This is a genomic window from Streptomyces sp. CNH189 (assembly GCF_000527195.1).
The window spans coordinates 222,168-239,722 of record NZ_AZUS01000002.1 but is presented as its reverse complement, the minus strand read 5'-3'; the positions used below and the strand labels follow the sequence as shown (position 1 = coordinate 239,722).

Here is a 17,555-nt window from a genome sequence, read left to right as displayed (position 1 = left end):
GAGCCGGCCCTGCCACTACTGCTTGGCTTACGGGGGTGGAGGTCAGCCCTCGACCGTGATGCCCATGGAACGGGCGGTGCCGGCGATGATCTTCGACGCGGCGTCCAGGTCGTTGGCGTTGAGGTCGGGCATCTTGGTCGTGGCGATCTCACGGACCTGGTCGGCGGTGATCTTCGCGACCTTGGTCTTGTGCGGCTCGCCGGAGCCCTTCTCCACGCCCGCGGCCTTGAGGATCATCTTCGCGGCCGGCGGGGTCTTGGTGATGAAGGTGAAGGAGCGGTCCTCGTAGACCGTGATCTCCACCGGGATGACCCAACCGCGCTGCGACTCGGTCGCGGCGTTGTAGGCCTTGCAGAACTCCATGATGTTGACGCCGTGCTGGCCCAGCGCGGGGCCGACCGGCGGGGCCGGGTTCGCGGCACCGGCCTGGATCTGGAGCTTGATGAGCCCCGTGACCTTCTTCTTCTTGGGAGGCATGGCTCTCCGGGTCCTTTCGATTCGGGTCCTGCCGGCGTCCTGGCGACAACCAGGACGCAGGCATACCGCACAACGATAACGGGTATGGATGCGCGGCCAAAAACCGCGCAGGTCAGACAAACGCGCGAGCGTTCGCCTGACCTGCGCGGAAGCTGTTCAACAGCCGGTCCAGAAGGGCTAGTTCTTCTGGATCTGGTCGAAGGAGAGCTCGACCGGCGTCTCGCGGCCGAAGATCTCCACCAGACCCTTGACCTTCTTGGAGTCGGGGTTGATCTCGTTGATGGTCGCCTGGAGCGTGGCGAACGGGCCGTCGGTGACGGTGACCGAGTCGCCGACCTCGAAGTCCAGCACCTGGACCTCGACCTTGCGCTGCGGCGCCGGCTTGCCCTCGGCCTCGGCGGCCTCGCGGGCGGCCTTCTCCTCGGCCTCCGGGGCAAGCATCTTGACGATCTCGTCCAGCGTCAGCGGGTACGGGTCGTAGGCGTTGCCCACGAAGCCGGTGACACCGGGAGTGTTGCGCACGACACCCCAGGACTCGTTCGTCAGGTCCATGCGGACCAGGACGTAGCCCGGGAGCTTGTTCTGCTTGATCGTCTTGCGGTCGCCGTTCTTGATCTGGACGACCTCTTCCTGCGGCACCTCGGCCTGGAAGATGTAGTCCTCGACGTTCAGCGAGACGGCGCGCTGCTCGAGGTTGGTCTTCACGCGGTTCTCGTAGCCCGCGTAGGTGTGGATGACGTACCACTCGCCGGGCAGGGACCGCAGCTCCTCGCGGAGCTTCTCGACCGGGTCGCGGTCGTCCTCGGGCTCCTCCTCGGCCGCTTCCGCGGCTTCGGCGGACTCGTCCTCGTCGGTCTCACCCTCGACGGCCTCGCCGTCGGTGGTGTCGGCAGCCTCGGCCTCTGCGGGGGCCTCGGTGTCCTCGACGTCCGCGGCCTCGACGGCGGCGAGCGCGTCCTCGGCGGACTCGGCCCCTTCGCCGTAAGGCTCGACGGCGTCGTTCACGTTCGGGTCAGACACGGTGGCTGCTTCTTCCTGGATACATAGGGGTGGAACATGCGAAAGGAGCGCCGGGTACCTCGGCGCTCTTCGCTCGGGGGTCAGCCGAAGACGTACTTGGCGGCGTGACTGAGGCCATAGTCGATCAGAGTGATCAGGCCGATCATCAGGACTACGAAGACGATCACCGCGATCGTGTACGACGTCAGCTGGTTGCGGGTGGGCCAGACAACCTTGCGGAGCTCCGCGACGATCTGGCGGTAGAAGAGCGCAAGGCGCTTCAGGGGGCCCTTCTTGGCCCGCTTGCCGCCCTTGCGGGGCTTCTTGGAGTCTGCCGCGTCCTGGGCATCAGGCATGTCGATGGAGCCCACGGCGTCCGTCACTCGTCCTCACCTGATTCCGGGTCGTGGCCGTGCCGCGCCCGGTCTGAGCCGCACGGCGGTGCATTGCTGTACGTACATGCGCACACATCCTGGCGAAGGTGTGTGTAGCAGGGCCGGAGGGACTTGAACCCCCAACCGCTGGTTTTGGAGACCAGTGCTCTACCAATTGAGCTACGACCCTTTGTGCGTCCCCCAACGTACCGCATCCGACCGGATGCTTGGTGTGCACCGGCTGAGCGCGGACCGCTGAAGGCCAACGAGGTGAGAGTGTACGTGTTCCTGGGCCGGGCGTCGAACAGAAAGTGCCTGCGAGGGGCCGCACCGGCCGCACGACGGCCGAAGATCGTCCTGGCCACGCGGTTGGCGGACGCGCAGCTCGGACTGGTGTTCAGCGGTTTGCCCGGTGTTGTTCAGTCCGTGAAACCGCTGTGCCGACTGTGTTTCGTGTCTGGAACGATGGGCGCATGAGCGCTGCAACCCCTCCCACCGAGCGCCGGGTCTCCGCCCGAGTCGGCGCGATCTCCGAGTCCGCCACCCTCGCCGTGGACGCCAAGGCCAAGGCCCTCAAGGCCGCCGGACGACCGGTGATCGGCTTCGGCGCCGGTGAGCCCGACTTCCCGACGCCGGACTACATCGTCGAGGCCGCGATCGAGGCCTGCAAGAACCCGAGGTTCCACCGGTACACGCCGGCCGGCGGCCTGCCCGAGCTGAAGAACGCGATCGCCGCCAAGACGCTGCGCGACTCCGGCTACGAGGTCGACCCGTCCCAGATCCTGGTCACCAACGGCGGCAAGCAGGCCATCTACGAGGCCTTCGCCGCGATTCTCGACCCGGGCGACGAGGTCATCGTCCCGGCGCCGTACTGGACGACGTACCCCGAGTCGATCCGGCTCGCGGGCGGTGTCCCGGTCGAGGTCGTCGCCGACGAGACCACCGGCTACCGCGTGAGCGTGGAGCAGCTGGAGGCGGCCCGCACCGAGAAGACGAAGGTCGTCCTGTTCGTCTCCCCGTCGAACCCGACCGGCGCGGTCTACGGCGAGGCCGAGACCGAGGCCATCGGCAGGTGGGCCGTCGAGCACGGCCTGTGGGTGCTCACCGACGAGATCTACGAGCACCTGGTGTACGGCGACGCCGTCTCCGTGTCCCTGCCGGCGCTCCTGCCCGAGCTGCGTGACAAGTGCGTCGTGGTCAACGGCGTCGCCAAGACGTACGCGATGACCGGCTGGCGGGTCGGCTGGGTCATCGGCCCGAAGGACGTGGTGAAGGCCGCGACGAACCTGCAGTCTCACGCCACGTCGAACGTGTCGAACGTCGCCCAGGCCGCCGCTCTCGCCGCCGTCTCCGGCGACCTGGACGCGGTGGCGGCGATGCGCGAGGCGTTCGACCGGCGCCGGAAGACCATCGTGCGGATGCTCAACGAGATCGACGGCGTGGTCTGCCCCGAGCCCGAGGGCGCGTTCTACGCCTACCCGTCGGTGAAGGCGCTGATCGGCAAGGAGATCCGGGGCAAGCGTCCGCAGAACTCCGTCGAGCTCGCGGCGCTCATCCTGGAGGAGGCCGAGGTCGCGGTGGTCCCGGGTGAGGCGTTCGGCACGCCGGGCTACCTGCGGCTGTCGTACGCGCTGGGCGACGAGGACCTCGTCGAGGGCGTGAGCCGGATCCAGAAGCTGCTCGCGGAGGCGCGGGACTGAGGCCCCGTCCCTTCCGCATCGGGGGCGCCCGGATTCCTTCCGGGTGCCCCCGTTCATGTGTGCGAGCAAGACCACGAACGGCGAAAGCGCTACCGGCACGGCCGGAACGTCAGGCAGGATCGGCGAATGGAGCGTGTACGTGATGTCTCTGAGCTGCCGAAGGCCCACCTGCATCTGCACTTCACCGGGTCCATGCGGCCGAGCACCCTGCTGGAGCTGGCCGACAAGTACGGGGTGCGTCTGCCCGAGGCCCTGACCGACGCCCTGACCGGCGGGGAGCCGCCCAGACTGCGGGCCACGGACGAGCGCGGATGGTTCCGCTTCCAGCGCCTGTACGACGCGGCACGCTCGTGCATCAGAGCGCCCGAGGACATCCAGCGGCTGGTGCGGGAGGCCGCCGAGGAGGACCTGCGGGACGGCTCCGGCTGGCTGGAGATCCAGGTCGACCCGACGTCGTACGCGCCGCGGCTGGGTGGGCTGATCCCGGCGCTGGAGGTCATCCTCGACGCGGTGGACACGGCGGTCCGCGACACCGGGCTCGGAATGCGGGTGCTGGTGGCCGCCAATCGGATGAAGCACCCCCTGGACGCCCGCACGCTGGCCCGCCTCGCGGTGCGTTACGCCGACCGGGGGATCGTCGGCTTCGGGCTCTCCAACGACGAGCGGCGCGGGATGGCCCGCGACTTCGACCGGGCGTTCGCCATCGCGCGGGAGGGCGGGCTGCTGTCGGCCCCGCACGGCGGCGAGCTGGCGGGGCCGACGTCGGTCCGCGACTGCCTGGACGACCTGGACGCGCACCGGATCGGCCACGGCGTGCGGGCGGCGGACGATCCGCGGCTGATGAAGCGGCTCGCGGACCGGGGCGTGACCTGTGAGGTGTGCCCCGCGTCGAACGTCGCCCTCGGCGTCTACGACAAGCTGGCGGACGTCCCCCTGCGCACGCTGTTCGAGGCGGGCGTGCCGATGGCGCTGGGCGCGGACGACCCGCTGCTGTTCGGCTCCCGGCTGGCGGCGCAGTACGAGATCGCCCGCCGGTACCACGCCTTCACGGACGCGGAGCTCGCCGAGCTGGCCCGGCAGTCCGTCCGGGGCTCGGCGGCTCCGGAGGACGTCAAGGAGAAGCTGCTGTCGGGCGTCGACGCCTGGCTGACCGCCCCGGTCGGGTGAAGTGGGCGTAGGGCGGATACGGCTTGTAGCAGATCAGGACCTCGTGCGGGTGTCCTCCGCCCGGCTGCTGGACGAGGCCGAGCAGGCTCGACACCATCGCCAGCCGTCCCTTCGTGACGTGCTTCTGGCGCGGTCCCCAGCCGGCCGCGTAGGCGAAGGACATGGCCGCCTCGGCGAAGACGTCCCGGCTGCCGAAGAGGAAGAACGTGCGGGCGTGCAGGGCGTGCCGCAGCTCGTCACGGCTGCCGGGACGCGCGGCGCGCTCACGCCAGGCGGCGGCGTCACGGTCGGTGCGCGCCTCGTCGGTCCGCACGGTCAGGGGCGTTCCTGGACCGAGGGCGCGGCGCAGGCGCGGCCACGCGCTCGGGCGCAGTCCGTAGGAGTGGTGGGCCAGGACCAGGTCCACGCGCTGTCCCATGCCCTCGTCGGGCGGGACCGCGTCGCGCAGCGGCACGTGGACGAGGGTGTGGCGGGAGTACGCGGCGAAGGAGAACAGGCCGGCGAGGCGGTTGAGTCCGTCGTGGTCGCCGAGGAGCATGCCGATGGGCTCGGGGGCGAACAGCGACGTATGGCGCAGCGGCGGGCGCGGCTGCACGACACGGTGTTCGTGCGGCCCGGTGCGGGGGCGGTGCTGGAGCAGTCTCAGCTGCATGCAGGGAGCCTCACCGGCCCATGATCACGGGCGGGTGAGCCGCACGGCAACGGGAATTCGCGGAGCTACAGCCCGACGCCGACCATGACGGGCTCGTTCACCAGGGTGATCCCGAAGGCGTCGCGGACGCCCGCCACGACCTCGCGGGCCAGTGCCAGCAGATCCTCCGTGGTGGCCTCGCCGCGGTTGGTGAGGGCCAGGGTGTGCTTGGTGGAGATGCGGGCGGGACCGCTGCCGTACCCCTTGGTGAAGCCGGCCTTGTCGATCAGCCAGGCCGCGGAGGTCTTGGTACGCCCCTCACCGGCCGGGTAGGCGGGCGGCTCCACGCCGTCCCCCAACCGCTCCCGCACACGCGTACGGAATGCGGCGAACGTCTCGTCGTCGAGGATCGGGTTGGTGAAGAAGGACCCGGCCGACCAGGTGTCGTGGTCCTCGGCGTCCAGCACCATGCCCTTGCCCGCGCGGAGCTTCAGCACCGTGTCGCGGGCGGTGGCCAGGGGGACCCGTTCGCCGGGCGCGACGCCGAGCACGCGGGCGGTCTCGGCGTACTTGACCGGGCCGGACCGTCCCCCGGCATCCTCCAGCCGGAAGCGGACGCGCAGGACGACGTACCGCTCGGGGTCGGCCTTGAAGCGGCTGTGCCGGTAGGAGAAGGCGCACTCCTCGTTGGAGAGCGTGACGGTCCCGCCGGAGCGCCGGTCGTAGGCGATCACCTCGGTGATCGTGGAGGAGACCTCCTGGCCGTACGCCCCGACGTTCTGGATGGGGGTGGCGCCCGCCGAGCCGGGGATGCCGGCCAGGCACTCGACGCCTGCCAGCCCGGCCTCGACGGTGGCCGCGACGGCGTCGGTCCACACTTCTCCGGCCGCCAGTTCGATGTCGGTGCCGTCGAGGGTGACGCCCTTGGTGGCGACGACGAGCGCGGTGCCGTCGAAGCCCTTGTCGCCGATGACCAGGTTGGAGCCGCCGCCGATGACCAGCAGCGGGGTGCCGGCGGCGTCGGCCTCGCGGACGGCGGCGATCACCTCGTCGTCGGTGGTCGCGGTGACCAGCCGGGTCGCGGGGCCGCCCAGCCGGAAGGTGGTCAGCGGGGCGAGAGGGGCGTCGTGGAGTTCCTGCACGGGCTCAAGACTACGAGACGCCGCCGCCCCCGCTCCCCCGCCGTCCGGTCCGGTTCAGGCTAGCCGGACGACCGCCCGGGAGGCGCCCAGGACCTTCTGGCCGGCGCTGGTCGCGACGAGGTCCACCCGCACGGTGTTGTCGTCGAGCTTGGCGGCGACCTTGCCGCCGACCTCGATGAGGGCGCCCTTGTCGTCGTCGGGCACCACGACCGGGCGGGTGAAGCGGACGCCGTACTCGACGACCGCGCCCGGGTCGCCGGCCCAGTCGGTCACCACCCGGATCGCCTCGGCCATGGTGAACATGCCGTGCGCGATGACGTCCGGGAGGCCCACCTCCTTGGCGAACCGCTCGCTCCAGTGGATGGGGTTGAAGTCGCCGGAGGCGCCCGCGTACTGGACGAGAGTGGCGCGTGTCACGGGGAACGTCCGCGGGGGCAGCTCGGTGCCGACCTCGACGTCGGCGTAGGAGATCTTCGCCGTCATGGTGTGATTCACGCCTCCTCGGCCGCGCGGGCCACCAGCTTGGTCCAGGCGGTCACGACGTGTGCGCCGTCCTGGTCGTGCACCTCGCCGCGGATGTCCAGTATGTCGTTGCCGGCCATCGTCCGGATCGTCTCGATGGTCGACGTGACGCTGAGCCGGTCACCGGCGCGCACCGGCCGGTTGTAGGTGAACCGCTGGTCGCCGTGCACCACCCGGCTGTAGTCGAGGCCGAGCTGCGGGTCGGCGACGACCTGCCCCGCGGCCTTGAACGTGATGGCGAACACAAAGGTCGGCGGGGCGATCACATCGGGGTGGCCGAGCGCCTTGGCGGCCTCCGCGTCCGTGTACGCCGGGTTGGCGTCCCCCACTGCCTCGGCGAACTCGCGGATCTTCTCCCGGCCCACCTCGTAGGGCTCGGTGGGCGGGTACGTCCGCCCCACGAAGGACTGGTCGAGCGCCATGCGCGCGGCACCTCCTGTGTCGGTTCAGGACCGACGTGTCTCACGGTGTGTGATGTCGGTGGTGAAACGACACGAGGCCGCCCCCCGAGTGGGGGGACGGCCTCGTGTACGAGCCTGTTTTTATCGCGTTTCGCGATGCGCGGTGTGCGCATTGCAACGCGGGCAGTGCTTCTTCATCTCAAGACGATCCGGGTTGTTACGCCGGTTCTTCTTGGTGATGTAGTTCCGCTCCTTGCACTCCACGCAGGCCAGCGTGATCTTCGGGCGGACGTCGGTGGCAGCCACGTGAGTGCTCCTTGACGAACGGATGGACTTGATTAACGCAAGAAGAGTAGCCGATCGAAGGACCGACCCCGCAATCGGCTACTGTCTGTAGCGGTGACCGGACTTGAACCGGTGACACAGCGATTATGAGCCGCTTGCTCTACCGACTGAGCTACACCGCTTTGATGCGATCGGGCCCCGCCTCACGGCGGGAACCTCACACACCAGAGCCCCAAAACGGAATCGAACCGTTGACCTTCTCCTTACCATGGAGACGCTCTGCCGACTGAGCTATTGGGGCGAGCGATGAAGACATTACACGGTCCGCCGCCGATCGCCCAAATCCGTTTCGGGTGCCTGTCCCCCTCCCGGCGGAGACCACGCCGGTACGACTATTGCGCTCCTCCCGGCGCGTGGCGGGCGGTCATCCTAGGCTCGACTCACTCTGCGTGATCTTGTCTCAGCGTGACGTGCGTCCTCGTGCGCAGCCCGAGTCCCAGGAGCGCGATGCCCGACAACCGGCCGCAGCCACCGTCCCACCCGTGGTCCTCGCCCTCCGGTTCGTCCCCGGGCGACCCGGCCCCGCTGCTGCTGTGCGGTGCCCGTCTCACCGACGGCCGGACCGTGGACGTACGGCTGGGCGGCGGACGCATCGAGGCCGTCGGTACGGCCGGCAGCCTCGCCCCGGACGCCACGCGCGCGAGCGTGCCCCGGCTCGACCTCACCGGCTACCTCCTCCTTCCGGCCCCCGCCGAGCCGCACGCCCACGCGGACACCGCCCTGTCCGCCGACGAGCCGGGGCCCGTCTCCGACGACCCGCAGGACGTCCAGCGCCGGGCGACCGAGGCGGCGCTGCTCCAGCTCGGGCACGGGGCGACGGCGCTGCGCGCGCATGTGCGGGTGGGGGACATGGCGGGACTGGGCGCGCTGAAAGCCGTGCTGCGGACGGGGCGTTCGCTGCGGGGGCTGGCCGAGCTGACCACGGTGGCGATGCCCCGGGTGCTCACCGGGGTGGCCGGCGCGGACGGGCTGGCGGTGCTGCGGGACGCGGTGAAGATGGGCGCCTCCGTGGTCGGCGGCTGCCCGGACCTCGACCCCGACCCGGCGGGCTATGTGGAGGCGGTGCTGGAGGTCGCGTCCGAGCACGGCTGTCCCGTCGACCTGCACACCGACGCGGCCGACCCGGCCCGGCTGGCCCGCTTCGCGGCGATGGCGGGCGGTCTGCGGCCCGGGGTGACGCTCGGACCGTGCGGGGCCCTCTCCGTCCTGCCCGCCGATCTGGCCGCCCGCACGGCGGACCGGCTCGCGGCGGCCGGCGTGACGGTGGTGTGCCTGCCCCAGGGCGGCTGCGGCGCGGCCGGGGTCCGGGGTGCCGCGCCGGTGCGGCTGCTGCGTTCGGCGGGGGTGCGGGTGGCGGCCGGGAGCGGCGCCCTGCGGGACGTCTCGAACCCGGTGGGCCGGGGGGACCCGCTGGAGGCGGCGTACCTGCTGGCCTCCTGCCAGGGCCTGTCCCCCGAGGACGCGTACGCGGCCGTGAGCACGGCGGCGCGGGCTGCCATGGGCCTGCCGGAGGTGCGCGTGGAGGCGGGTTTCCCGGCCGACCTGCTGGCGGTCCGCGGCGCCGGCCTCCCGGTCGCGCTGTCCCTGGCGTACAGCCGTGTCGTGGTGCACGGCGGCCGGGTGGTCGCCCGGACGAGCGCGGTGCGCGAGTACTGCGACTCGGCGGCCTCCGGCACGGGGCCCGGGCTGCCCCGGCAGGGGCGGGGGCCGGCGTAGCGGGGAGGGGCCGGCGTGGCGGGAGGGTGCCAGCGTGGCGGGAGGGTGCCGGCGTGGGCGGGAGGGGGCCGGCGTGGCGGGAGCGTGCCGAGCGTGGCGGGAGGGTGCCGGCGTGGCGGCGCGGGCGTGTCGTTGACGCGGGGGTGTCGCTGAGTCGCGCGGCGAACGAGCCTGCCGCGGCGTACGGTCGAAGACATGCGCATTGTCATCGCTGGTGGTCATGGTCAGATCGCGTTGCGGCTGGAGCGTCTGCTCGTCGCGCGTGGGGACGAGGCGGCGGGCATCATCCGCAAACCCGAACAGGCGGACGATCTGCGGGAACTGGGCGCCGAGCCGATCGTGCTCGACCTGGAGTCGTCGTCGGTGGAGGAGGTCGCGCGGCACCTGGAGGGCGCGGATGCCGCCGTGTTCGCGGCGGGTGCCGGTCCGGGCAGCGGCGTGGGCCGCAAGGACACCGTGGACCGGGCGGCGGCGGTCCTGTTCGCCGACGCGGCCGTCCGCGCGGGCGTACGCCGCTTCGTGATCGTGTCGTCCATGGGCGCGGACGCGAAGCATCAGGGCGACGAGGTCTTCGACGTGTACCTGCGCGCCAAGGGCGAGGCCGACGCGTACGTGCTCGGCCTGGACGCCCTGGACGCGACGGTCCTGAGGCCCGGTCAGCTCACCGACGAGCCGGGCACCGGGCTGGTGCGTCTGGAGGCCCGCACGGGCCGCGGACCGATCCCCCGGGACGACGTGGCCACCGTATTGGCGGAACTGGTGGACACGCCCGCGACGGCGGGCCTCACCCTGGAGCTGATCAGCGGCTCCGCCCCGGCGTCGGTGGCCGTGAAGTCGGTCGCCGGCAACTGAGGCGCGGGCGCGGGGCGCGGGGCGCGGGCGTCAGAAGAGTGGCATCTGCCCGGGGAACTCCGGCACCACGTACCCGTCCAGCGACGGCTGTTCGGGCCCGGGCAGGGCAAGTCGGCGCGACCCGGGGCAGGAGGTCAGCTCGCCGCTGCCGCGGGCGCCGGGCGGATCGTGCCGCGCGTACCGTCCGGCGACGACGGCGATCTCGCGACGGCACTCGGGGCACGGACGACGACGGGACGACATGCCCCCAGTGTGCCCCGCGCCCCGTCCCACCGGTGCGTCACTTCCCGTCCAGACTTCCCGTACAGGCGGGCCTCCGGCACGGCCGCACGTGTCCGCGACCGCGTGGTTCAATGCCCCGTATGGAGGCGGACGGTACGCAGTTGGGACCGTTGGAACTGGTCGGCGGGCGTTGGTCAGTGGGTGACGCCACCCGCCCGGACACCCACTGGGTGGAGTTCCGCCCGGACGGGCTCCACCAGCACGAGCCGGCATCCCAGGGACGGTTGGTCCCGTGGTCGAGGATCATGACCGGCATCCGGCTCACCTGGGGCACGCACTCCTGGGCCACGAACAGCAGGGGAACGTACACGTTCAAGGGGATGGTTGCCGGGCGCGCCGGAGGCTGGCTGCACATGACGCTGCGCCACCCGTACGAGGACCATCAGTTCCGCTTCGACCAGCACGCGCGGCCGTACCGGGCGGTGGATGCCCTCCGGCTGGAGAGTCTGCTGTGGCAGCTCGTCGACGAGGGGAAGCCGCACCTCCTCGGCGACCCGGAATGGGTGGGCCGCGCCGTGTCCTGCCTGACCGGCGGGAAGAACAGCTGGCTCACGCAGCGTGCGCTGCGGCGGGCGACGACCGAGGCCATAGCGATGGCCGGCTCCGGCACCCTCTGACGGCCACCCACCGCGGCCAACGGCACTTCGGCACACATAGGGCGCCGGATGCGGCGGTGGAAACGAAGAAAGGGTCTGTGATCAGCATTGCTGCTGGTCACAGACCCTTTCGGTCGTGTGGCGGCGCCAGGATTCGAACCTGGGAAGGCTGAGCCGGCAGATTTACAGTCTGCGCTGGTGCAGGCATCTACCAGCAAGAGCACCTCGCCTCACCCCCCGCGCCCCACATCTGCCCCACCAACTACCTGAGGCGGTGCCGTGTGGGTGGGCGCCGACCCTAGACCCTGCGCACCTGTTGCCGACCGCCGCCAGAACTCCCGTCCTTCCACCTCGCGCTACTCATGGGCCAAACACACCACCCTGACCATCAGTAAACCTTAGGCCAAAGGCATCGCCCGGTGGTTTTTGGTTCGCTTGATGACAAGGCATCACGGCAGCAGGCATCATGTGCGTGCAGGGGCTTCTAGGGGGGGAGCCTGCACGCACATGAGTGAGCGGCGCACCCGGGGGGGTAAAGGTTGGCGACACAGCAACCGTTTCTTGAGGTGATCGTCGATGACACCTCCATCACTCCAACCCTCTCGGGCATCTGCGCCGGCTTCGAATCTGGTGAATGGCGCGCCCAGCAATTCGCTCGGCGACTCTTTAAAGACATCATTGATTTCGCACTATCTCACTCCGAGCGGCAGGAGTTCGACTCCGAGACCGGTATGGAGATGATTGGGCGAGCCGTACGAAAAATCTACACGTCCGAGAAGTACACCAGCCGGGGCGAGTTCGGTGAACTACTCCTGCACGTAGTGCTGCGTGAGGTATTCCGCACACAGGTGGCCGTTAGTAAGATTTACTTCAAAGACGCTAGCAATGACACCGTCAAGGGTTTCGACGCTGTGCATATTGTGGAGCAAGGTGATGCTCTAGAGCTATGGCTCGGGGAGGTGAAGTTTTATAACGAGCTCACCCGAGCAATTAGAGACGTTAGGCAAGAGCTACACGACCACCTGGACGCTGACTATTTGCGTCATGAATTCATGGCGATCGAAGGTAAGGTTGATAAGGCCTGGAAGCATGCGCCAACTCTTCAACGCATGCTTCATGAAGACGTCAGCCTCGATGAAATTTTCGACAATATCACCATCCCAGTCTTGCTCACATATGACAGTAGAGCGGTGGACGATCGCGTGACCCAACTAAGGAGGAACCCCAACGAAAGCCCAAGCGTCACTGCCCAGCAGTACCGGGCTGCTTTCGAAGCAGAAGTACGTAAGGGATGGGACAAGTTCGTCGCATCAGGCCTGCCCCCCAGAGTGAGAATCCGCCTGATTCTGGTCCCCCTGCATTTCAAGGCAGCACTGATTAAGGCCCTACATGAAAGGCTGATGAGTTGGCAGCAAGCAACAGCCTGACTGTGCCGGCGGCTAGGGAGTTGATCACTGGCGGTCAACTTGAAGGCAATCAGTTCGACATCCTGAAACTGATCTCACAGTTGATCCAGGACGAGGAGCACCAGGCTACCGCCCGCGAACTACTGCTGCGCATCCTAGAATTGCGGCAGACTCAACGTTCTTTCGCGGACTACTCAGAGGCCGTGGATAGCCTACTCAGGACTGCGGGGCTGTTCCCTTACATAACCCCTTCGAATCTATCACTACCAGACCTAATCGCCTACGAGGCTCACCGTCCTCTAGATTACGAGTACGGCGACGTCGTATTCCACGAGATCCAGGCGAAAGTGTATAGGCGCCTAATGTCTCGCGAAAACGTGATTTTGAGCGCTCCGACGAGTTTCGGCAAGAGCTTGGTGCTCGACGCGCTTATTGCATCCAACAAGTTCGAGAACATCGCCGTGGTTCTTCCTACGCTTGCCCTAATCGACGAAACACGCAAGCGGCTTTCCAAGTTCAGGGACCTCTACCGCATCATCACACACCCAAGTCAAGAGTTGGGTGAACGGAACCTGCTCGTCATGACCCAAGAGCGAGTTCTCGATCTCCCGGAATTGCCAGCTCTCGACCTCTTCATGATTGACGAATTCTATAAACTTGACATAAGCAGAGGCGATGTCGATAGAGGTATCCTGCTTAATCACGCACTCCAAAGACTGATGCAAACAGGGGCGAACTTCTACCTGGCAGGACCGAATATCCACTCCTTAGCTGGCACCTTACCCCGAGACTTCACGGCCAGTTTCATCTCAACGAGTTTTTCCACCGTTGTGAGCGACGTAAAGCTGCTGCCGACCCCACCTCGCGGTGAGGAGTTCAACGCTCTTTCGAACCTCTGCGAGGAGCTCTCGGGGCCGACCCTTATCTATTGTCGCTCACCACTCCGTGCTCGACAGGTAGCGAGGCATTTCCTCTCAGTGGGAATCGGCGAGCCGTCTATCGAGCTCCAGCCTGCTGCCGACTGGATCGGCGAGAATTACCATCCTGATTGGCTACTTTGCCAGGCTCTACCTCAGCGAATCGGCATCCACCACGGGAAGATTCCCCGTGCCCTCGCTCAGTACCAAGTAACTGCCTTCAACGAAGGTAAGCTCGACTTCCTGATCTGCACATCAACTCTCATCGAGGGAGTAAACACCTCGGCCAAGAATGTTGTAATTTTCGATCATCAGTTGAGCCGAAAGAAGTTGGATTTCTTCACTTTCTCCAACATCAAGGGCCGCTCAGGCAGGATGATGCAACACTTCGTGGGGAACGTGTATCTTTTCAAAGCCCCCCCGGAGGAAGACCTTCCGACGGTTGATGTACCGCTGTATACGCAAGGGAGCGGAACTCCGGATAGCCTCCTAATTCAAGTCGATGAGGACTATGTGCGTCCGTCGACCTCAGAGCAGGTCGAAAGGTATCGACAACAGAGCGATGTACCCTTTGAGACGCTGCGCACTAATACGGGCATTGATCCGCAAAGCCAGATCGACCTCGCTAAAGAAGTTCGTAGGACTGTGCACCTAATCGGTGACAAGCTTTCCTGGCGCCAGTGGCCTCGATACGAGAATCTGGTTACGTGCTGTCGGCTTATTACCAAATTCCTGATCCCCTTGCGCGGCAGGAACAACGGCGTCTCATCTCCCGAGCAGCTTGCGTATCGGATCAATGTTCTCCGCGGAGCAGGAGGAGATATCAGAGAGCTGGTCGAGCAAGAGTTGGCCAGGAACAGTGAAACTCCTACACCTGACGAGGCTGTCGAGAACGTTCTCGAATTCATTCGCTACTGGCCAGAGTTCACCTTTCCGCGGCTTCTCATGGTCGTCCAAAGCATCGTTAACCCTATTTTGACTGAGGCAGGCTTCGAGGAATGCGATTACTCTGCCTATGCAGCCTCAGTGAAGAGCCTCTTCATGCCTCGTTTCGTGACGGATGCCGAGGAGTACGGGTTGCCGTCTCAACTAGTAATGAAAATCCTGGCCAACCGACAATCGAATTTTGAAAGTATCGATCACCTTCTGGAAACGCTCACCTATGTTCGGGTGGACGGCCTCGACGAGTTCGAGAGTGATCTATATCGAGCCTTCAGCGATTTTCTATGAATCGCCGCACGGGTCTCTGACTGCGACTGAATGTTCGCTGTTCCCAGTCCTTTCGTGATACGGCTGCGATGAGGCTCAAAGCCGTACGTTACTCTCACCCGCTACCCTGGTACGCACCACAGGAGAACGGAGAGTGCTCCGCGAATGGGACCAAAGACGACAAAGGTCTACGAGACGCTGCGGAAGCGGCTCGCGGCTGGCGAGTACGCCCCCGGTGACAAGCTTCCTTCGGAGCGCATGCTTGTTGAGGAACTCGACATCGGTCGTACAGCCCTGCGGCAGGTACTCGCCCGCCTCGTCACCGAAGGTGCACTTGAGGTAAGAGGCCGTAGCTCATATCGAGTGCCAGGTGCGTTGAGCGTCAAGCGTCCCGAGGGTATAAGGCCGTGGCGCATCCATGGGAAGCGCGACATCTATGACAACCAATGGGTTCAGCTTCAGCTCTGGAATGTGCAGCCGCCCGGCATGAAGCCATTTGAGCACCACGTGGTAAAGCTGCACCACGTGGCCGTCACCGCTGTTCTGGACGACCAGGACCGCGTACTCATGATGTGGCGGTACCGCTTTGTGCCCCAGCAGTACGGATGGGAGCTTCCGGGCGGCATCGTTGACGCTGGCGAGGAACCGGTGGACACGGCGCTACGTGAAGTGGTCGAGGAGACCGGGTGGCGTCCGAAGGCGCTGGAACACGTCGTGAGCTATCAGCCCATGGTCGGCATGGTCGACTCGCCCCACGAAATCTTCGTCGGCCACGGGGCGGAAAGAGTCGGTGAACCGACCGACCAGGAGGAAGCCGGCCACATCGAGTGGGTTCCTCTCGCCGACATTCCGGGGCTTATGGCCCGCGGTGAGCTAATGGGGTCCGGCACCCTCGTTGCCTTGCTGCACATCATGGCCAACAGGCGCGCGCAGGGCATCACAGCCGCGCGCTGAGCATGTCGACACGACGGCGCTGCCGCACCGAACCGGTGCGGCCCGCCAGTAGCCGGGCCTGCCGCAGATGAGTGTGAGCGTCGTCGTACTCGGCTCGCGTCAGATGTGCGTGCGCCAAGTCCGTATGCAGTCCAGCGCGCGCCCGGACGAACGACGGGTCCATGGCTTCCAGCGCTCCGTACAGACTCGTGACCGCGTCGCTGTCACCGAGCACGGCGAGCACGTTGCCTTGCCACCGGGCAAGGTGGGTGCCGTTCAGGAAGATGCTCAGCATGTCCGGGTCCCTGTCTTCCGGTCCGGCCGGGATGGTGGCCAGGGCCGCATCAAGCGCCCGTCGGGAGTCGTCCGGCATGCCGGCGTATGCGCACATCTCCGCTTCGGCCGCGTGAAGCCACGCCCGCAAGCGGGCTGAACCCGACTGGCCAACGGTGCGGCGCGCGTCCCGTACGAGGTCGACCCCGAGGGCAGGTCGACCGGCCTCACAGAGCACGTAAGCCTGTTCCGCCATAGCGTGGGCGAGGTACATCGGAGCCTCCGCGTCACGCGCCGCTCGCTTCGCGAGCTCATAGTGCCGCCATGCCCGCTCGACCGCGCCTGAGTCGATGGCCTGCCACGCCGCGAGGGTCGACGCACCCGCGAGGGCCAGGGCAACAGGTCGGCGGGCGGACGGCAGCACGGCGAAGTTGAGCGCGTCTTCCAGTGCGGCAAGGTGCCCTGTCATCTGGTCGACCAGACCAGCCGCGCCCCTCTGCCTGTCCATGGTGCGGAGTAACTCTGTCTGGTCGTTGAACGCCTGCACCATGGACTCACCGACACTGCCTGCCGCGTCGATCCGGCTGAGCAGTTCGTCGTAGCCGTCGACCGAAGCGGCCACCGGCGCCGGTACAGCGCCCCTCAGCTCCGCGTCAGTGACGCCGAGGAGCTTCCGCAGAATCCCTGCGTACCGGTCCGAGAGCGTGCGCTTCCCGTTCTCCCACTCCGACACGTACACACGCAGGCTCGCGGTTGAGGCGACGTCCGTGACGTTCCGCCGGGCGTACTGCTCTATCTCGCGAACCAGTCGCTCTTGGGACCAGCCGCGCGCCGTCCGTGCGCTTCGAAGTCCTGCGCTCACAGATCACCGTCCGACGGTTGAAGCCTTCACTGGCGCTCTCAGCATGCCGCACGTTGCCGCAGGTCAACAGGGCTTAACTGGCCCGATGTTAAGCCCTGTTGGCTACCGGCAGCCCTGCTCTGAGCGGTCCCCTGGAGAGGCACCGCAGGGAGCGAACGCCACTCGAAATGGCGAACTAACTTGACTCTGGTGCGCACCAGATGCAATCTACTGGTGCGCACCAGTTAGCGGACCTCGTGTCCGGCCCGTGGTGTGCATCGACGGGCGCTGTGATTCGAAGCAGCGCCAAGGGGCCCGGGACAGAGCGGGCCGAGGGCGCACCCGACCCTTGTCATTCGGGAGGGCTTAGACCGAAAGGTCGCGTCTCCATACGCCTGAAACGGGAGCTCGTGTTCCCGGAGGAGACAGCACACACGTTCAGCCTTTCCGCAGCTCACCGGCTGCGGCCGGTTGCCTCCGCTGCGCGTCTCGTACGTGCAGCGCTGAGGGGAGCCGGTTCCCCGCTCGCTACTCGCGGGCGGGCCGGTCGTCCACCCCGTCCCAGTGACCCGAGAGGGGCAGGCATGCGCCGGATCACCAACCCCAAGCACATCTACGTCGACCAGGTCGGCACGGTCGTCGACTACGAGGGCGAGAAGCACCTCATCACCGACGTGGGCGGCGGCTGCTTCAAGGTCGTCCGCCTGCGCGACGGCTACGGCCGCAACGTCGAGATCCGCAAGATCCTCCACCGCTGACAGCGGACCCCATC

18 protein-coding genes, 4 tRNA genes and 1 pseudogene are annotated in these 17,555 nt (G+C 67.1%); 9 read left to right on the top strand and 14 right to left on the bottom strand.

All coding sequences use genetic code 11. The features are described from left to right. Nucleotides 1-42 precede the first annotated feature (42 nt). The 4 genes from rplK to B100_RS0103985 form a co-directional block, all read right to left on the bottom strand. Entirely contained in the window at nucleotides 43-477 is a 435-nt protein-coding gene (gene rplK / locus B100_RS0104000; RefSeq protein ID WP_024883170.1) for a 50S ribosomal protein L11, read from the bottom strand. A gap of 177 nt (nucleotides 478-654) precedes the next feature. Continuing rightward, nucleotides 655-1,497: a transcription termination/antitermination protein NusG gene (nusG, locus tag B100_RS0103995; RefSeq protein WP_024883169.1), complete on the bottom strand. Its 843-nt coding sequence runs from the start codon at nucleotides 1,495-1,497 to the stop codon at nucleotides 655-657. 80 nt (nucleotides 1,498-1,577) lie between these two features. Next, entirely contained in the window at nucleotides 1,578-1,859 is a 282-nt protein-coding gene (gene secE, locus B100_RS0103990; RefSeq protein ID WP_024883168.1) for a preprotein translocase subunit SecE, read from the bottom strand. Between the two features lie 108 nt (nucleotides 1,860-1,967). Next, nucleotides 1,968-2,040 (bottom strand) — tRNA-Trp (locus B100_RS0103985). 283 nt (nucleotides 2,041-2,323) lie between these two features. Here B100_RS0103985 and B100_RS0103980 point away from each other — a divergent pair. Together B100_RS0103980 and B100_RS0103975 are read left to right on the top strand one after the other, a co-directional pair. Continuing rightward, nucleotides 2,324-3,550, top strand: a complete 1,227-nt coding sequence (locus tag B100_RS0103980) for a pyridoxal phosphate-dependent aminotransferase (protein WP_024883167.1) — start codon at nucleotides 2,324-2,326, stop codon at nucleotides 3,548-3,550. 126 nt (nucleotides 3,551-3,676) lie between these two features. Continuing rightward, nucleotides 3,677-4,717 (top strand): adenosine deaminase, encoded by a 1,041-nt coding sequence (locus B100_RS0103975; protein ID WP_024883166.1) that lies wholly within the window; start codon nucleotides 3,677-3,679, stop codon nucleotides 4,715-4,717. Here B100_RS0103975 and B100_RS0103970 read toward each other — a convergent pair. From B100_RS0103970 to B100_RS0103945, 7 genes and pseudogenes are all read right to left on the bottom strand, one after another. After that, nucleotides 4,662-5,369, bottom strand: a complete 708-nt coding sequence (locus tag B100_RS0103970; protein WP_024883165.1) for a hypothetical protein — start codon at nucleotides 5,367-5,369, stop codon at nucleotides 4,662-4,664. The genes B100_RS0103975 and B100_RS0103970 overlap by 56 nt on opposite strands. A gap of 65 nt (nucleotides 5,370-5,434) precedes the next feature. After that, nucleotides 5,435-6,508: pseudogene (locus B100_RS0103965) on the bottom strand (UDP-N-acetylmuramate dehydrogenase); the annotation flags it as partial. 36 nt (nucleotides 6,509-6,544) lie between these two features. Continuing rightward, entirely contained in the window at nucleotides 6,545-6,973 is a 429-nt protein-coding gene (locus tag B100_RS0103960; RefSeq protein WP_024883163.1) for a MaoC family dehydratase, read from the bottom strand. A gap of 8 nt (nucleotides 6,974-6,981) precedes the next feature. After that, nucleotides 6,982-7,434 carry a MaoC family dehydratase N-terminal domain-containing protein gene (locus tag B100_RS0103955; RefSeq protein WP_024883162.1) on the bottom strand — a complete coding sequence of 151 codons (453 nt, stop codon included), beginning with the start codon at nucleotides 7,432-7,434 and terminating at the stop codon, nucleotides 6,982-6,984. 120 nt (nucleotides 7,435-7,554) lie between these two features. Then, nucleotides 7,555-7,719 (bottom strand): 50S ribosomal protein L33, encoded by a 165-nt coding sequence (rpmG, locus tag B100_RS35255; RefSeq protein WP_003948671.1) that lies wholly within the window; start codon nucleotides 7,717-7,719, stop codon nucleotides 7,555-7,557. 88 nt (nucleotides 7,720-7,807) lie between these two features. Then, nucleotides 7,808-7,880, bottom strand: a tRNA-Met gene (locus tag B100_RS0103950). A 46-nt stretch (nucleotides 7,881-7,926) separates the two neighbouring features. Continuing rightward, nucleotides 7,927-7,999 (bottom strand) — tRNA-Thr (locus B100_RS0103945). A 206-nt stretch (nucleotides 8,000-8,205) separates the two neighbouring features. On the opposite strand from B100_RS0103945, the gene B100_RS0103940 reads away from it, so the two are divergent. Beyond that, nucleotides 8,206-9,474 carry an amidohydrolase family protein gene (locus B100_RS0103940; RefSeq protein ID WP_024883161.1) on the top strand — a complete coding sequence of 423 codons (1,269 nt, stop codon included), beginning with the start codon at nucleotides 8,206-8,208 and terminating at the stop codon, nucleotides 9,472-9,474. A 195-nt stretch (nucleotides 9,475-9,669) separates the two neighbouring features. Further along, complete coding sequence (locus tag B100_RS0103935; protein ID WP_024883160.1) at nucleotides 9,670-10,326, top strand: NAD(P)H-binding protein; 657 nt, start codon at nucleotides 9,670-9,672, stop codon at nucleotides 10,324-10,326. Between the two features lie 30 nt (nucleotides 10,327-10,356). On the opposite strand, the gene B100_RS35250 is transcribed toward B100_RS0103935, so the two are convergent. Continuing rightward, on the bottom strand, nucleotides 10,357-10,569 hold the full coding sequence (locus tag B100_RS35250) for a hypothetical protein (protein ID WP_078540711.1): 213 nt from the start codon (nucleotides 10,567-10,569) through the stop codon (nucleotides 10,357-10,359). 119 nt (nucleotides 10,570-10,688) lie between these two features. Between B100_RS35250 and B100_RS0103930 the strand changes: the two genes are divergently transcribed. Next, nucleotides 10,689-11,225 carry a hypothetical protein gene (locus tag B100_RS0103930; protein ID WP_024883159.1) on the top strand — a complete coding sequence of 179 codons (537 nt, stop codon included), beginning with the start codon at nucleotides 10,689-10,691 and terminating at the stop codon, nucleotides 11,223-11,225. A 118-nt stretch (nucleotides 11,226-11,343) separates the two neighbouring features. Here the strand turns inward: B100_RS0103930 and B100_RS36890 are convergent. Further along, nucleotides 11,344-11,434: transfer RNA gene (locus B100_RS36890), tRNA-Tyr, on the bottom strand. Between the two features lie 336 nt (nucleotides 11,435-11,770). Here B100_RS36890 and B100_RS0103925 point away from each other — a divergent pair. From B100_RS0103925 to B100_RS33635, 3 genes are all read left to right on the top strand, one after another. After that, on the top strand, nucleotides 11,771-12,631 hold the full coding sequence (locus B100_RS0103925; protein ID WP_037722444.1) for a Hachiman antiphage defense system protein HamA: 861 nt from the start codon (nucleotides 11,771-11,773) through the stop codon (nucleotides 12,629-12,631). Next, nucleotides 12,610-14,757, top strand: a complete 2,148-nt coding sequence (locus B100_RS35245) for a DEAD/DEAH box helicase (RefSeq protein ID WP_158686700.1) — start codon at nucleotides 12,610-12,612, stop codon at nucleotides 14,755-14,757. Before B100_RS0103925 ends, B100_RS35245 begins: the two co-directional genes overlap by 22 nt. A gap of 144 nt (nucleotides 14,758-14,901) precedes the next feature. Then, complete coding sequence (locus tag B100_RS33635; RefSeq protein ID WP_078540707.1) at nucleotides 14,902-15,690, top strand: NUDIX domain-containing protein; 789 nt, start codon at nucleotides 14,902-14,904, stop codon at nucleotides 15,688-15,690. Here the strand turns inward: B100_RS33635 and B100_RS0103900 are convergent. Beyond that, nucleotides 15,674-16,681, bottom strand: coding sequence for an NsdA family TPR-like regulatory protein (locus tag B100_RS0103900; protein WP_024883155.1), 1,008 nt, complete (start codon nucleotides 16,679-16,681; stop codon nucleotides 15,674-15,676). The two genes, B100_RS33635 and B100_RS0103900, sit on opposite strands and share 17 nt — an antisense overlap. 686 nt (nucleotides 16,682-17,367) lie before the next feature. Between B100_RS0103900 and B100_RS37185 the strand changes: the two genes are divergently transcribed. Continuing rightward, nucleotides 17,368-17,541 (top strand): hypothetical protein, encoded by a 174-nt coding sequence (locus B100_RS37185; RefSeq protein WP_167334650.1) that lies wholly within the window; start codon nucleotides 17,368-17,370, stop codon nucleotides 17,539-17,541. The last annotated feature ends 14 nt before the right edge of the window (nucleotides 17,542-17,555 follow it).